This is a genomic window from Actinocatenispora thailandica, from assembly GCF_016865425.1.
Lineage (GTDB): Bacteria > Actinomycetota > Actinomycetes > Mycobacteriales > Micromonosporaceae > Actinocatenispora > Actinocatenispora thailandica.
Genome location: NZ_AP023355.1, coordinates 1,531,042 through 1,546,759, shown reverse-complemented (window position 1 = coordinate 1,546,759; position 15,718 = coordinate 1,531,042). Strand labels below are relative to the sequence as shown.

Annotated in this window: 7 protein-coding genes and 7 pseudogenes; 10 read left to right on the top strand and 4 right to left on the bottom strand. The window is 65.6% G+C overall.

Annotated features, from left to right (window positions below; genetic code table 11):
* The first annotated feature begins 613 nt into the window (after positions 1–613).
* From Athai_RS06855 to Athai_RS06830, 6 genes and pseudogenes are all read left to right on the top strand, one after another.
* Positions 614–1,415: pseudogene (locus Athai_RS06855) on the top strand (IS5 family transposase).
* A 154-nt stretch (positions 1,416–1,569) separates the two neighbouring features.
* Positions 1,570–3,076: pseudogene (gene istA, locus Athai_RS06850) on the top strand (IS21 family transposase).
* A complete protein-coding gene (gene istB / locus Athai_RS06845) occupies positions 3,076–3,867 on the top strand; it encodes an IS21-like element helper ATPase IstB (RefSeq protein WP_203960704.1) in 792 nt (263 codons plus the stop codon). The pseudogene istA and the gene istB overlap by 1 nt, the downstream one beginning before the upstream one ends.
* Positions 3,868–4,015: 148 nt before the next feature.
* Positions 4,016–4,513, top strand: coding sequence for an ATP-binding protein (locus Athai_RS06840; protein ID WP_338028122.1), 498 nt, complete (start codon positions 4,016–4,018; stop codon positions 4,511–4,513).
* A gap of 653 nt (positions 4,514–5,166) precedes the next feature.
* Positions 5,167–6,338, top strand: a protein-coding gene (locus tag Athai_RS06835) for an IS3 family transposase (RefSeq protein ID WP_239156759.1) whose coding sequence is annotated in 2 segments (ribosomal slippage) — positions 5,167–5,437 and positions 5,437–6,338 — 1,173 coding nt in all. Because the reading frame shifts where the segments join, the coding sequence is not laid out codon by codon here.
* A 49-nt stretch (positions 6,339–6,387) separates the two neighbouring features.
* The gene (locus tag Athai_RS06830; protein WP_203960703.1) at positions 6,388–6,864 is read left to right on the top strand and encodes a hypothetical protein; all 477 of its coding nucleotides are present in this window, start codon (positions 6,388–6,390) and stop codon (positions 6,862–6,864) included.
* A gap of 397 nt (positions 6,865–7,261) precedes the next feature.
* On the opposite strand, the pseudogene Athai_RS06825 reads toward Athai_RS06830, so the two are convergent.
* Both Athai_RS06825 and Athai_RS06820 read right to left on the bottom strand, forming a co-directional pair.
* A pseudogene (locus tag Athai_RS06825) lies at positions 7,262–7,786 on the bottom strand (phosphotransferase); the annotation flags it as partial.
* A gap of 193 nt (positions 7,787–7,979) precedes the next feature.
* Positions 7,980–8,393 (bottom strand): annotated as a pseudogene (locus Athai_RS06820) (transposase family protein); the annotation flags it as partial.
* A gap of 152 nt (positions 8,394–8,545) precedes the next feature.
* On the opposite strand from Athai_RS06820, the pseudogene Athai_RS06815 reads away from it, so the two are divergent.
* The 4 genes and pseudogenes from Athai_RS06815 to Athai_RS35225 form a co-directional block, all read left to right on the top strand.
* Positions 8,546–8,881 (top strand): annotated as a pseudogene (locus Athai_RS06815) (ISAzo13-like element transposase-related protein); the annotation flags it as partial.
* 108 nt (positions 8,882–8,989) lie between these two features.
* Positions 8,990–9,530: pseudogene (locus Athai_RS06810) on the top strand (IS5 family transposase).
* A 125-nt stretch (positions 9,531–9,655) separates the two neighbouring features.
* Positions 9,656–10,882: a cysteine--1-D-myo-inosityl 2-amino-2-deoxy-alpha-D-glucopyranoside ligase gene (gene mshC / locus Athai_RS06805; RefSeq protein WP_203960700.1), complete on the top strand. Its 1,227-nt coding sequence runs from the start codon at positions 9,656–9,658 to the stop codon at positions 10,880–10,882.
* Positions 10,883–10,894: 12 nt separating this feature from the next.
* Positions 10,895–11,480 (top strand): annotated as a pseudogene (locus Athai_RS35225) (IS5/IS1182 family transposase); the annotation flags it as partial.
* A 529-nt stretch (positions 11,481–12,009) separates the two neighbouring features.
* Here the strand turns inward: Athai_RS35225 and Athai_RS06795 are convergent.
* Complete coding sequence (locus tag Athai_RS06795; RefSeq protein ID WP_203960698.1) at positions 12,010–13,836, bottom strand: ATP-binding cassette domain-containing protein; 1,827 nt, start codon at positions 13,834–13,836, stop codon at positions 12,010–12,012.
* Entirely contained in the window at positions 13,833–15,665 is a 1,833-nt protein-coding gene (locus Athai_RS06790) for an ABC transporter ATP-binding protein (RefSeq protein WP_203960697.1), read from the bottom strand. The genes Athai_RS06795 and Athai_RS06790 overlap by 4 nt, the downstream gene beginning before the upstream one ends.
* Positions 15,666–15,718 lie beyond the last annotated feature (53 nt).

Genomic DNA, 15,718 nt, shown 5'->3' with positions numbered 1-15,718 from the left:
GAACGTCGTCGGCCCGAGACCGAGCTTCGCGAACCCGTCGTCACCCTCGCCCACAGAGAAGCCCCCTCGCAGCCGGAAACGCTGCCGGCCAAACTGGCCGACAACCGGCCCGATTCATCCCCGGCCGCTGCCGGGCGACCGACGCCCGCGCGATCACCTGTGCCACCCCCGATACGGTTCTGTCCCGCTCGTGGCAGGAGACCAAACCGAGCTTTCCAGTTACGAACGTCGATATTCGGCACAATGCTAGTGAGCGGCCGCGACAGACCTCAACCGTGGCCCTTGAGAGGCATCTCACATGAATCCGGGCAACCCCAAAGGCCAGCTCGAACGTCCACCGTCATTGCCGGCACCGAATACGATGCCGCTCCGATCCGGCCGCGGCGCCGCCACTCCGGCGCCCGACCGGCAGCGGCGTTGCGGATCCGAGGACGTCCGGCGCACCCCGCACGGAAGCCGGTTTCGCTTGCGGCACGGCGGATCGGGCCGAGATGCCGGGCGCTCCGGGCGCGCGGCGCCCCGGGTTGCATCGACGATTCCCCTTAGAGATCAGTTCAGAATGAGTCGGCGGGTCGGCTTTGATTGCGCTGCAGGCTGTTCGAGGGCTTCCGGTGTGCAGGATGAGGTACTCACCGACGCGTTGTGGGCTCGGCTGGAGCCGCTGACCCCGGTGCGTCAACGGCGTTTCCGGTATCCGGGACGTCGGCGGGTCGCTGATCGGGCCGTGCTGGAGACGATCCTGTGGGTAGCGCGCACCGGGGTCGGCTGGAATCGGGTTCCGACCAGGCTCTTCGGCGCCTCGGGTGCGACGTGTTGGCGGCGGTTGGCCGAGTGGCAGCAGGCCGGGGTCTGGCAGACGCTGCACGAGAACCTGCTGGCCGAACTGCGGACCGCCGGTCTGCTGGATCTGTCGGTGACCCTCGTCGATTCCTCGCACCTGCGGGCGTTGAAAAAGGGGATCTGACCGGCCCCAGTCCAGTCGACCGCCGCAAGGGCGGGTCCAAACATCATGTGATCACCGACGGCGCGGGCATCCCGCTGGCGATCACTCACCGGCGGACACCGCAACGACGTCACCCAAACTGATCCCCCTGATCGACGCCATTCCACCGATCCGCGGCGTGGTCGGCCGCCCATGGCGCAGACCACCACACCTGTACGCCGACCGCGGCTACGACCACGACAAGTACCGCCGAATGGTCCGCGCTCGCGGCATCACACCGGTCATCGCCCGACGCCGCACCGCTCACGGTACCGGCCTCGGCGTCATACGCTGGCCCGTCGAACACACCTTCGCCTGACTCCACGCCTTCAAACGCCTGCGCATCCGCTACGAACGCCGAGCCGACATCCATGAAGCGCTCCTCGGCATCGCCTGCTCAATCATCTGCCTCCGCAAACTCATTCTGAACTGATCTCTTACCCCGTCACCGGGCAAACGTGAGCGCGGCCAGCGCATACTCCCCGTAGGCGGCCATTTGTTGAGCATTTCGTGGCCAGTGTTGTCCCCGGTCACGGCCAGATACCTCCCCGGACCTGGACAGTTGCCGGCCGGCGAGGCTGGTCGGTGTGAAGCGCAGCGGGGAGATCGTGGAGATTCTGGAAGCGTTCGACGCTACGGGGAGTTACCGTGCGGCGGCCGAGTTGGCGGGGTGCGATCACCACACCGTCGCCCGGTATGTGAAGTTGCGGGCTGATGGTGGCCGACCGGTGGAGCGGCAGCATCGGGCCCGGCCGATCGATGAGTACCTGGACAAGATCGAAGAGCTCGTGGCCGCCTCACGAGGCCGGGTGCGGGCTGATGTGGTGCATCGCCGGATCGTCGCGATGGGCTTCGGCGGCGGGCAGCGCACGACCCGGCGGGCGGTGGCGCAGGTGAAGGCGCGGATGCGGGCCGGGTTCCACCGCGTGTATCGGCCCTGGATCGTCGAGCCGGGCCTGTGGTTGCAGTGGGACTGGGGCGAAGGTCCCCGGATCGGCGGTCGGCGGACGGCGTTGTGGTGCGCGTGGCTGGCCTGGTCCCGCTTCCGGGTGGTGATTGGAGGTGTTCGACAAGACGTTGCCGACGATCGTGTCGTGTCTGGACGCGACGCTACGGCGCATCGGTGGCGTGCCGACGTATGCGTTGACCGACAACGAGAAAACCGTCACCGTCGAGCACGTCGCCGGGGTCGCGGTCCGCAACGCCGACATCGTCGAGGTGGGCCGGCACTACGGGATGACCATCCGGACCTGTCTGCCGGCCGACCCCGAGACCAAGGGCGGCAGCGAAGCGACCGTGCGGATCGCGAAGGCCGATGTGGTGCCCACGGCGGCGAACCTGCTGCCGGCTTACAAGACGTTCGGCCAGGTGGAGGCCGCGTGCCGCGAGTTTTGCGAACAGGTCAACACCCGCGTGCATCGCGAGTCTCGCCGACGGCCGGTTGATGCGTTGGCCGAGGAACGAGGGCGGCTGCATCGGTTGCCGGACAAGCCGTTTACCGTCGCGTTCGGCACCACCCGACGTGTCAGATGGGACTGCACGATCTCGGTGGAAGGCGTGCGCTACTCGGTGCCGCACGAGCTGGTCGACACCAGGGTGTGGGCCCGATTCGGCGGCGACGAGCTGATCGTCACCGCCGTCGGCGAACACGGCCCGGCCGAGGTCGCTCGACACACGCGTTCGGCTCCTGGCAGCCCGTCGATCCAGCCTGAGCACTACCCGCCGCGGCCCGAGCACACCGACCAGCGCGTCCCGAAGGCCACCACCGCCGAGGAAGCTGCGTTTCTGACGATCGGGCCGGGTGCCGCCGCGTGGCTGGTCGAGGCCGCTGAAGCCGGCACCCGGCGCCTCGCCTCGAAGATGGCCGAAGCCGTCGCTTTGGCCAAGCTGCACAGCATGGCCGAAGTCGACCAAGCGCTGGGCCCTGCGGCGATCGCCGGCCGCTTCGCCGACGACGACCTGATCTCGATCCTGACCCACCAGCACGGCCGCGCCGCGGCCGAACCCTCCCGCGCCAGCGAGGCCCACAGCCTGCAACCTGGCACCTCCGCCTGGAACCGTTTTGGCCTTACCCCGCAAGGAGAACAGCACTGATGACCACCCCGATCCGCGCCATCACCGGCACCACCGGCGACCCGATGTCCGAAGCCATCGGGCTGACCCGCCGGCTCAAACTGCCCCACCTGCGCCGAGCTCTGACCGATCTGATCCCCACCGCGAAGGCGCAACGCTGGGACCCCGCCGAGGTCGTCCGAGTGCTGCTGGCCGAGGAAGCCGCCGGCCGTGATCAGGCGAACCTGCGCACCCGCCGCAAACGGGCCGGGTTCCCCGCCGGCAAGACCTTCGGCGACTGGGACGAGACCGCCTCCTCGATCCCACGGCCCACCCAGGACGCGCTCAAAACCCTGGAATGGGTGCAACGCACAGAAAACCTCTGCGTCTGCGGACCGTCCGGAACCGGCAAGTCCCACTTCGCCGAAGCGCTCGGACAAGCCGCCGTCGAGGCAGGCATGTCCGTGGCCTGGTTCACCATCGAAGACCTCGGCGCCCTGGTCCGCCGCCACCGCGCCGACGACTCCCTGGCCCGCGCGATGGCCCGACTCGTCCGATCCGACCTGATCATCATCGACGACATCGGACTACTACCCGTCTCACCCGACGCCGCCGAGGGCTTCTACCGGCTGGTCGACGCCGCCTACGAACGACGCTCCCTGGCAGTCAGCTCCAACCTGCACCCGTCCGGGTTCGACGAGATCATGCCCAAAACCCTCGCGACCGCCACAGTCGACCGGCTCCTGCACCACGCCCACGTCGTCGTCACCCAAGGTGACAGCTTCCGGCTCACCGAAGCCACCACCGGCAAGGGAGTCACGCCACTGAAGTAACCGCACCACCTCAACGGCGGGGAGCTATCTGGCCGCCAACGGGGACCGACATCCGGCCGCCAGCGCATGCAACAACTGGCCGCCACCGGGGAAAACAACTGGCCATTGACACAAACGGGCCCGGGTCTCGGTGATCAGCTTCATCGGCATGCCCGCGGAGGAGGCACGCCAGGGGTTCGTCAACCAGCTACAGATGGCGTTGTTCGCCTGGATCAAGAAGAATCCGGCCACCGACCGACCGCTGCTCGGCCTGCTGGTGTTGGACGAGGCACACACGCTTGCACCTTCCGGCGGCATGACCGCCTGCACCCAGAGCACGTTGGCGCTCGCGTCCCAGGCGCGCAAGTACGGGCTGAGCCTGGTCGTCGCCACCCAGGCGCCGAAGGGCCTGCACAACCGGGTCTCGGGTAACTGCGCCACCCAGGTCTACGGGTTGCTCAACAACCCGACCCAGGTCGAGGCGGCAAGGGAGATGGCGCGGGCGAAGGGCGACGACGTCGAGGACGTCTCCCGGCTCCGCAGCGGCGAGTTCTATCTGGCTTCCGAGGGTTCCAGCCCGCGCAGGATACGGGTACCGATGTGCCTGAGCCACCATCCACGCAGCACGCTGACCACCGACGAGGTGTTGGCCCGGGCGCGGAGGTGACCGCCGGAGGACACGGTGCCGGGCGGCTCTGGGCCGGGCGGTGATCGCGGTCGTGCCGATCCGGTCGACCGGCACGCCGGTGCGCCAAGACCGGTGAGTCAAGTTCCAACGCGTCGTGAAAGGTTCGGGCGGCCTGCTACCCAGCCACGGATGGGTGATCCTCCCGTGAGACGGCTCACACTGCTGCAGTTTTGAACGATCCAACGATGCAGTTAGGGATGAGCAGCAACAACGCCCAGACCACTGCCCCCATCTGATCTGGCTCAGCGGGCCGCTCCCGGTCCACCGTCACAGCCCTCTTCCCCCGGCTCGGCCCGCCAGCCACCGACGCCTCGGCCAAGCTCACCGGTCTCGTTCTCCGGAACTGTTCCGGAACAAACCGTTTCCGCTATCCGCCCAGCGGATCTGCTCCGGAACGATGCGCCGCCGAGGGCCGATCTGCTCCGGAACGTTCACGCAGCACCGGACATCTGCGCGCTGCCGGTGTCGACGGCCGACTGACCGCCGTTGTGCGGATCCGGCCCCGGCCAGGCCGCGCAGTACACAACCGACGCCACACCACACCAGCCCACGGTCCGAGCACTCGGGACTGCCCAGGGTTTGGTTGACACCTGATCTGTGAGGCTGCTGGCCTTGCTGGAAGGATGTTTGCTGTGCCCAAGCCCTATCCCCGTGAGTTTCGGGACAATGTGGTCGCCGTCGCCCGTGCCGGCGGCGCGCCGTTGACGCAGATCGCGAAAGACTTCGGGATCTCCGAGTCGTGCTTGTCCAACTGGCTGCGTGCCGCGGACGTGGAAGACGGCCAACGTCCGGGAGTGACCCGCGAGGAGTCCGAACAGCTGCGTGAGGCGAAGAAGCGGATCCGGCTGTTGGAGCAGGAAAACGAGGTCCTGCGCCGGGCCGCTGCCTATCTGGCCCGGGACATCAACCCAAAATGACCTACCCGCTCGTCCGTGACCTGGCCGCGGCCGACGCCCCTGTCCGGGTGCCGGTCGCGGTGACGTGTCGGGTGCTGGGCTTCTCCCGGCAGGCCTACTACCAGTGGCTGGCCGAGCCGGTGTCCCAGCGCGACGTGCAGGATGCGTATCTGACCAACGCCGCGATCGATGCCCATGCCGACGATCCGGAGTTCGGATACCGGCTGGTTGCCGACGAACTACGTGCCGCCGGCCACCACGCCTCCGACAACCGGGTCTGGCGGCTGTGCCGCGACCAGCGGATCTTCTCGACTCACTCCCGCAAGCGGGAGCTGGGCCGTAGGCCGGGGCCACCGGTGCATGACGATCTGCTCAAGCGTCCTGGAGGTGGCCGGAACTTCACCGCCTCGGCACCGAACAGGGTGTGGTTGACCGACATCACCGAACACCCCACCGCCGAAGGCAAGCTGTATCTGTGCGCGATCAAGGACCTGTGGTCCAACCGGATCGTCGGCTACTCCATCGACTCCCGGATGACCTCTGACCTGGCCGTCGCCGCGCTGCAGCACGCCGTCGCGGTGCGCGAACCAGGTGGCACGATCGTACATTCCGACCGGGGCAGCCAATTCCGGTCCCGGAAATACGTCACCACACTGCACCAGGCCGGGCTGACCGGATCGATGGGACGGGTCGGTGCCTGCGGCGACAACGCCGCCATGGAATCGTTCTTCGCCCTGCTGCAAAAGAACGTCCTCAACCGCCGCCGCTGGACCACCCGCCACCAGCTGAAGCTCGCGATCGTCACCTGGATCGAAGCCACCTATCACCGGCGTCGCCGTCAAACCCGCCTCGGACGACTGACCCCGATCGAGTTTGAGACCATCTACACCACCACACACGCGGCCTGACACCCGCCAACCCCGAGTGTCAAACAAACTCGGGGCAGTCCCGTCGCGGATGACGATCCGGGTGGCCTACAGCGACCGCGACGTCGAGGAAGTCACCGCGGCCATCGGCCGGCCCAGCGGCGCGCAGCCTGCTCCGGCCACCGACGCCGACATCGCCAACCTGGAGCGCCGTACCGCAGAACCAGCCCGCAAACATGTTGACGGTGTCGTGACTGCGTTGCGCAACAACGGATTCACCGGGTACAACCCAGTCTCCCGCGACCCGAAACGCAAGAGCAACCGCGACTACCTGCGGTGGGAGCTGCGGTGGCCGAACGGGACCGTCACCTCTCTGTACCAGGAGCCGAGCGGCGTGCTGGGCACCCACGCGAAGATGGTCGAGGACCGGCCCGAGTACTTCTTCATCCAGTACGGGGTTGACACCGACGGAGACGACGTCACCGCCGAGGATGTGGCCGCCGAGCTGGCCCGCTATGTGGATCGCATCCGCACGTTCGACGCCTCCCGCCCCGCCCATCGCCGGTAGCTCGCTGCAGTCCCGGACCGTAATTCGGTCCGGAACCGCGCGCCCCGCCTACCGCCGAGCCGGCTTCCACGATGCCGGCCGATGCCCATCAGGCAAGCCGTGTAGCTCGGTTACGGCCGCCACGTCGCCTCGTTGGCAAGCACGGCTTGGGCCTGAGACATGAAGCGGGGACTTTCAGGGTGCGTGGGATCGCCGGTATCGGTCGCGCCAGCACGTGTTCTGGTAGTAGGTGATGGTCTCGGCGATGGCATGCTGGCCGGCTGCCGCAAGAACCGGGTTGGTGACTCGGTAGACGCGTACCGCCCCAAGCCCGGCGCTCAACGCCCAACCGCGTCCCCGCACCCAGGTGGCGTCGTCGACGCCAGCTTCGGCGCGAAACGCTCACGGGTGCTGGCAGTCAGCTGGGTCCATGCGGCAGCATGTCGCAGGCCGGATCACCCAACCCGAGGAGTCCGAAGTCGATGACGCCGGTCAGCCGGCCGTGCGTCGCGAGCAGGTTCGAGGGAAACGGGTCGCCGTGGATCCACAGCGGCGAGCCGCCCCATGCTGGAGCCGCCAACGCCGCCTCCCACACCGCGGTCGCCAGGCCGGCGTCAAGGACACCGGAGGCGGCGAGGTGATCAATAGTGGATCGGACGGCTTCGTTGTCGCGGGTGTTGACTGGCGTGGCCCGAGTCGACAGCGGCCCGTCGGTGGCGTCGACTCGCTGAAGCGCGGTGAGGAACCGCCCGAGTTGGACGGCTAAGTCATCCAGGTCGACAGTGGCATGGTGGGCGAGGTCCTCGCCGCCCAGCCACCGATACACCGACCAGGGGTAGGGAAACCGGTCGTCGGGCGTGCCTGTGCCCAGCGGCACAGGCACCGCCAGCGACAGAAGTGGAGCAAGCTTCGGCAACCAACACTGCTCCTTACCCACCATCTCGGCGGCTCCGGGTAGACGCGCACGGCCATGTCGTCGCCCAAGCGGTAGATCGCGTTGTCGGTGCCAGCCGACGCAACCTTGACGAGGGACAGGTCAGCCCACTGCGGGAACTGCTTCGCGAGCAACCGGGCGACCAGCGACCCATCGATGTCGGCCTCATCCGGATGCATCTTCGACGTCGACATGGTGCCGTCGGGGTGGAGACCACCTGTAGGTTCATCCCGTGCATCCGGTGCTTGCCGGAGTAGAACGGCCGGTCAGCCGCTACCCGGTCGATCGGGACCAGGGTGCCGTCGATGATCACGAAGGCTGCCCCGTCACGGCGAGCGCGCCGCAACGCGGCGCGAAGCTTCGGCGCCCGATCGGCCAGCAACTCGACGGTCTCGTTGACGTAGCGCCAGCAGGTGGTCGTTGACACTGCGAACCCTGCCCCGACCTGTGCGAACGGTTCGCCCTGACGCAGGTACACCAGCACCAGCAGCGCCTGCTGTCCCGCGTTGAGCGCCAGCCACGGCGAGCCGAGTTCTCGCCGGCGAGCTCGGATCAGCCCAGACACGAGGGTCACGGTCTGGCGTGACAACGGCAGCGCGGCACGGTAGAACAACATGCAGAAGCCCTTGCTTTCCGACGTGCGGATCTTGGTCGATCGCCGTCAGAGCAAGGGCTTCGCTACATCCCAGGCTCCAACACGCCACCCTCGGTCACGAAAACGTCTCGATCCCCTGTGGCGCAACACATTCCCACGCAGATGAAAAGAGCTCATTGTGTCACTTTCCGCCCGGAACATCGAAGTGGAACAAGGTCGAACACCGGCTGTTTTCGTTCATCTCGATCAACTGGCGGGGCCGGCCGCTGACCGACTACCAGACCATCGTGGAGACTATCGCGACTACCACAACCAGCACCAGGCTGAGTGTGGAGGCCGTGCTGGACACGGGAACCTACCCCACCGGTGTCAAGATCAGCAACGCGCAGATGACGACGGTTCCGTTGCAGCGGTATGCCTTCCACGGCGAGTGGAACTACCTGATCCACCCCCACCTCATCGCTGAATCAGTACAAGACAAGCCCATCAGCCTCGAACAGACCGCGTAATCCCCGCCGCCTCCTTAGAAGTCCTAACAAAATTGATCTTGGCTCTTGACCGTTGTTGATCTTGGCCGGTAGGACTGTCGTGTGCGTAGGGGTGAACAGCCGCCGTGGATCGTCTCTGACCGGTTGTGGGAGCGTGTTGAGCCGTTGCTGCCGGCGCCGCGGCGTCGGCCGGGTGGGCGTGGCCGGCCGCGGGTAGCCGACCGGAAGGTGCTGTGCGGGATCTTGTTCGTGCCGCACACGGGGGTCCAGTGGGAGTTTCTGCCGCAGGAGTTGGGGTTCGGTTCGGGGATGACCTGCTGGCGTCGACTGGCCGAGTGGAACGACGCCGGGGTCTGGCGTGGTCTGCATGAGCTGCTCCTGGGCGAGCTACGAGGTGCCGGTGCGCTGGATTTTCGCGGGCGGTGATCGACGGGACGCATGTGCGGGCCCTGCGGAAGTGCCCAAAAGCGGTCCGAGTCCGGTCGACCGTGCCAGGCCGGGCTCGAAACACCACGTGATCACCGACGCGAACGGCATCCCGCTGGCCGTGTCATTGCACGGCTTCCGGCGGCTACGCACCCGCTGGGAACACCGGGCCGACATCCACGAAGCGTTCCTCGGCCTGGCCACCTGCATCATCACCTACCGCCGCCTCACCCGATTCTGTTAGGACCCCTTAGCGGCGAACCAGGTCGCGGGTAGGTGACCAGCCAGGACATGCCGCGTTCCACCACCCAGCAGAGCCGGCCAGAGGCCGCCATCGGTGGTCGTGTTCGATCTTGTTAGCCTGGCGCCATGGATTCCTGGTCGGCGCCCGTCGTGCCACGGCTGCCCGGCGCTGCGGTGCCCCTTGCCCTGTTCGACACGGCCACCCGGACGGTGCGGCCGAGCAAGCCGGCGACCCCGCCCCGGCTGTACGTGTGCGGCATCACCCCCTACGACGCGACGCATCTGGGACATGCCGCCACGATGATCACGTTCGACCTGATTAATCGACTATGGCTCGATACAGGGCAGGTCGTGCAGTACGTACAGAACGTGACCGACGTGGATGATGGGCTGCTGGCGCGCGCGGCGAGGGACGGTGAGGAGTGGACCGCTCTGGCCGAGCGGGAGATCGCGCTGTTCCGCACCGACATGGAGACGCTGCGGATCCTGCCGCCGGAGCACTACCTGGGCGCGGTCGAGGCCATCCCCGAGGTGGTGGAGCTGGTCGAGCGGCTGGTCGCGCAGGGCGCGGCGTACCGGCTAGGGGATGACACCAACGATGTTTACTTCGACACTCGGGCCGCCAAGTACTTTGGGTACCAGTCCGGGTATGACCGAGCTACCATGCTTTCGCTGAACGCGGAATGCGGCGGTGACCCGGACCGCGCCGGCAAGCGGGACCCTCTGGACCCTCTGCTGTGGCGCGACAGCCAGTATGCTGGCCAGCCGAGCTGGCCCTCGCCGCTAGGTGCTGGCCGCCCAGGCTGGCACATCGAGTGTGCGGCGATCGCGCTGCGCTGGCTGGGTTCCACGGTCGACGTACAGGGTGGCGGCAGTGACCTGATCTTCCCGCACCATGATTTCTCCGCAGCGCACATCGAGGCGATCACCGGCGAGCGGCCGTTCGCGAAGCACTACGTGCACTGCGGGATGATTGGACTGGACGGCGAGAAGATGTCCAAGTCCAAGGGCAACCTGGTCCTTCTGTCGAGGCTACGGGCCGTGGGAGTGGACTCGATGGCGGTACGGCTGGGGCTCTTGGCTGGGCACTACCGCACCGACCGGCCGTGGACCGAGCCGGTGCTGGCCGCAGCAGCGGAGCGACTGGCGCGGTGGCGCGCCGCGGTACGCCGGTCAGCCGGGCCGCCCGGGGAGGAGCTACTACGCGCGCTGCGGGAGCGGCTGTCCGCCGACCTGGATACACCCGGGGCCTTGGCGGCGGTCGACAGGTGGGCGGCCAGCGACGGTACTGACGTGACGGCACCCGCTCTGGTAACGGATGCGGTGGACGCACTACTCGGAATACGCCTCTGACAGTGATCCACAGGTATCGGTGACCGAAGGTTTCTACAGCCCCTGCAGACCTACGACAGCATGATCGGCGCGGAACTGGGCGAGTTGCCCGTGGATGGCTGCATCACCAAAGGGTGGCGGGCAAGCCGCCGGGCGCACTCCGGTGGACCGCGGCAAACGGGGCCTGAAACGCTCGGTGCTCGCGGAGGCGCGTGGTGTCCTGCTAACAGTCATGGCTGCCGGAGCTAACCGCCACGATTCCCCGCTGCTAGTGCCCACCCTGGGAGCCGCCCACAAGTACGTCGGCGACCTACCCCGAGCAGGTCAACGTCAGTCTGGGCCGGGGCGGCGACAAACCCTCGTACCGCCCTTGCCAAGCGACCTCACCGGCGAGATCGTCCGCGAGGGCCTGCCACCCCAATCCAGGCCGGACACGCTGGGTGGTCGAACGCGGGCACCCGTGGATGAACGGCTTCAGCAAGCTGCGGCCAACCGACAGTACAGCCAGACCATGTACCTCTACCTCTCCACCGCCATCGTGGTGCTACGTCTGCTCATCAGCAGCGCGACGCCGCTCAACCGCTGCGACAACCACCCCACCACCCGGCGTCTCGAGTAAACACCTAATGCCGGACCCTCGTAGCCTGAATCCACGGGCGGGGCTGTCAGATCCTTTTTGTATGAGCCTCTGACGTGATCGATGGTGGTTACTGGTTGGTGATCCGGTCGGCGAACATGATGGCGAAGGCGTTGAGGGCCTGTCGCTAGCCGTTGATCCGGCCGGTCAGGTTCTGGCCGGCGCGACGCTTCTGTTTGACAACGAGGTAGAGCACCTTGAGTGCCGCCTGCTCGGACTCCGCTGGCGAATTCGCGGTGTGTCGTTACCAGTCTGTTTGATCCTGATCCCGGACGCTGTTGTCCGTGCTGGACAGTATTTTGAGGATCTGGGAAGGTCGGGATGTCACTGTCGCCGCGCGAGGATCATGGCATACCAACCGAAAACCGATCGCGTGGCGCGAGCAGCGTTTCCGAAGACGACCTTCTGTATGGGTCCTTGAAGATTCCCGACGGCCCATTCGTGCAGTGCGCCGACTGCTTCACCAGCGCAACACCTCAACGCCCAGAGTTTCATCGTACCCTCTGCCGCGTCAAACGAGCGATGAGCGGCCGGCGCCCTCTGGGGGAGCTGCCGGATGATCCTGCCCATAACCCTGAGCTTGCAGTTCATACAACTGAGCGTATACCCCATTTAGCGCCATCAGCTCGGCGTGGCTTCCGGCCTCCGAAACAGCGCCATTCGCAAGTACAAGGATGAGATCCGCCATGCGTACAGTGGAGAACCTATGGGAGATTACCACGGTGATCGCACCGTTCTTTTCTGCTAGGTTCCGTGCATGGACCATTTGTCGTCGGTAGACGACATACTCGCTGTGCGCGTCCAGGGACGCCGTCGGTTCGTCGAGTACGAACAGGAGGGGACTAGTGCGCATGAACGCGCGGCTGAGCGCTATGCGCTGCCACTGTCCACCTGATAACTCGACACCATCGCGGGAGGCGTCCAGAGGGGTATCGAGGCCCAGCGGCAGCTTCGCGACGAACCCCAAGGCATCTCCGGCGTTTAGAGCCTCCGTTATCCTCGCATCATCAGCTAGCCTGGTCAGATCGCCACAGCCAGCCGACTCACGTACTTGCCATGCAAATTTCGCGAAATCCTGGAAGCTCGCCGTGATTCTGCCTTGCCACTGTTTATGGCCGACTTCGTCCAGCCGCAGCCCATCTACCGTAATGTGGCCCGACGACGGGGTATACAGACCACACAATAGCTTTATCAGCGTAGTCTTGCCAGCTCCGTGCTCTCCTACGATCGCCACGGTCGAACCGGCCGGAAGGCGGATGCTCAGATCGGACAACACAGGAGCAGCGCCACGTGGGTAGGAAAACGAGACTCCGTGGAAGGCGATGCCATCCGTGAGAGAAGAGGGGATCGGCCGCGACGACGCCGCAAGTTGCAAGGCGGCATCGTTGCGAAGCGCCAGATAAGCATCCAGGAAGTGGGCGCCTTCGGCAGTCCGATGCAGCTGGTGAACAGTGTCCTCCGCCTGTTTTCTTAGATTCGCAATGAGAGTAATGACCAGCAGCATGTTTCCGGCCATGGCTTGACCGACAGAGCCCGATCGCACGACAGAGATCAGTGCGGAGCCGTAGCAAACAATGAATATTGACCAGGAGGCAACGTCGAAGATAACCGACCGCCATAGCGCGCGATCCTTCCGCCTCACGACGTTGCGCCAGATGCCGTCCGCGAGGTCGATTAGCGTTTTGACGGAATCCGCAATTCGCATTTCCATGGCTGCCGCAGGATCAGTGTGTAGGCGGAAGAGATGGTCAGCGAGGCGCGTCTGCTCAACCGTGTCAACCATGCTGCGGATGACCTGCTGCCGCTCTCTGCGCTGCAGCCAGAGCACCGGCGCCAAGATCAGGGCGAGGAGCAGCAGTTCGGCTCGGACCGTGGCCAACAGCACCAGAACAAATGCCAAGCGCAAGACGGTGGCAACGGCGTCGAGAACACTCAGCGAGTAGTGGCCGATCAGATCGCCGCCGCTCCGCAGTATCCCAACCCTGTCGGTGAACTCAGGCGATTCCAAGGTCTCCAGGTCACCGCATTGTGCGATGAGGCCAAGAATCTGTCCGTCCAGTTGCACACTGACAGACTCGGCAAGAAGGTAGGTCAGGTTCGTTCGTGCCGAGCCGCCCACGGCAGAGACCGTCCAACACAGGGCCGCAGCGGCCGCATCAAGGAGCGACCTTGACAGGTCCCGCTGTGCGGCCGACACGATGAGAGCGCGCAATGCCAGGCCCAGGCAGCCAATCGCAGGAATCTCTATGATCAGTAGTAGCACATAGCCGACCACCGCTCGCCGACGCGCACGCCAAGCGGTCCGGAAGAGGAACAAGAGTATGGAAGCGCGGCTCATGTCGCATCACCCCCTCCATGAGCAGGATGATCGCCGAACCGGTCAGCCTGGAGAGCGAACATTTTCGCATACCGTCCGCCCAAGGCAACGAGCTGGTCGTGTCCGCCGTCCTCGACTACCCTGCCATCGTCGATGAGAACGATTCGGTCGGCTTTGCGCACCGACGAGAGCCGATGTGAGATCAATACGACGCTTGCCCCCTCGGCCGCGTCGAGAACACGTGAGAACACATCCAACTCCGCTCGGACGTCAAGGTGTGCGGTCGGCTCGTCCAGCACGAGCAGCTGCGCTCCCCGCGCCACCGCATAAAGCGCACGAGCCAGCGCTATGCGCTGCCATTGCCCTCCCGAAAGTTCCACGCCGCCTTGGTAGCGAGCAGACAAGGGCGTATCCCATCCGAGTTGCATCCTGCCAAGAAGGTCTTCGATGCCAGCCTGCCGCGCCACAATGTCGAGCAGTCCGGGATGCGCAGACTCTTGTGAAGCACCAAGCACAATGTTCTCGCGCAGCGAAAGGTCGTAATGTACGAAATTTTGCAGGACGACTGCCAGGCGCTTCTGCCAGGCGCGCGCACCATAGTCGTCGAGGCTCCTGCCATCGATCGTGAGCTGGCCAGCCGACGGACGGTACATGCCGGACAACAATTTCAACATCGTTGACTTGCCGGCGCCGTTCATTCCGACAATTGCGAGCTTCTCTCCGCTTGCGATCTCCAGATCGAATCCGTCCAGGACCGGACGGCTCGCACCGGGGTAGTGGAATTTGATCGCGGAAAATCGAACTACCGGCGGCGCTGTCGACCCCTGGTACGGGTGCAGGGAGCTCTCCGAGCTCGATGAAAGCCGTGATTGTAAATGATCGAGGGCCAGTAGCGTCGGCAGGCCAGCGAAGTGAACGTCGAATGCCTCGTAATCCATGCCGTTTGCAGCCACGACACCCCAGAACGCTCCAAGATAGATCGCTAACGAGCCCGGCGTGATCTTCGCGGCGGCCGCGGCCCACACCAAGGTGCCGAGACCGGCCAGGACCGCCACGCCAAGCGGAACGACCAGGAATGCCGTCTTGCGCAGGACGCGCGCTCGAATCGCCGCCAGATGAAGCACTCGGCCACTCATGAGCCGCTGATGTCGTCCTATCGCCCAGTCGCCCAGGCCGAAGATGCGGGATTCCTTGGCCGCCCAGGGCGAGGCGACCACATCTGCCCAACGATGCGCCTTTCGTGTCACCGGCGTCAATTTTCTTACGACGCCATGCTGTCCGAGCCATTCGCGACGCACACACATTCGTACCACGAACGTCACTGCGAGTAGTCCGATCGCAAGCGGCCAGGAGAAACGCCCGAGCACCAAGGCGGCGAAGCACGAGCCCACGGTCCGCGCGCTGATGGCGATCTGGCCGGTCGCACCCGTGCCGAAGCTGTATGAGGCCCACCCGGGCAGGCCCTTCAGCAGTGCCTCTTCGAGATCGTTCCTGACCGCGGGATCCTCGAGATGTCCGATTCCTTGCGGGCCGCCGACCAGCCGTGAGATGCGATGCTGGTGCCAACCGTCTAGTCGTTGAGAAACGCTGAACGTGAGCGCCGCACCGACAGTCTCAGTGGTGTGCGCCAGCAACATTAAGCCACACGCGGCGGACACCAGTGCCGAGACTGTCGCCAGCTCTTCGCCATCGGCCAACAGCCTCGAGACGAGCAGGCCCATCGCTAATCCGACGATTGTTGGCAACACCATGCGAGCGAGGTTGACAATCCATAGCGCGATGAACCAGCCCCAGCCTGCCTTACGCGCCACGGCGATAAGGCGCATGGAGAGCCACAGACGCCTCGTCATGCCCGCCAGCCGAGGTTGTCGTGCGCCCAAAATCCATCCATTCTCGAGGTACT

Bases quoted from the DNA above. Each gene is read 5' to 3' on its own strand.
- istB (WP_203960704.1), top strand. From the start codon at position 3,076: ATGACCACCCCGATCCGCGCCATCACCGGCACCACCGGCGACCCGATG.
- Athai_RS06830 (WP_203960703.1), top strand. From the start codon at position 6,388: ATGACGATCCGGGTGGCCTACAGCGACCGCGACGTCGAGGAAGTCACC.
- mshC (WP_203960700.1), top strand. From the start codon at position 9,656: ATGGATTCCTGGTCGGCGCCCGTCGTGCCACGGCTGCCCGGCGCTGCG.
- Athai_RS06795 (WP_203960698.1), bottom strand. From the start codon at position 13,836: ATGAGCCGCGCTTCCATACTCTTGTTCCTCTTCCGGACCGCTTGGCGT.
- Athai_RS06840 (WP_338028122.1), top strand. From the start codon at position 4,016: ATGCCCGCGGAGGAGGCACGCCAGGGGTTCGTCAACCAGCTACAGATG.
- Athai_RS06790 (WP_203960697.1), bottom strand. From the start codon at position 15,665: ATGACGAGGCGTCTGTGGCTCTCCATGCGCCTTATCGCCGTGGCGCGT.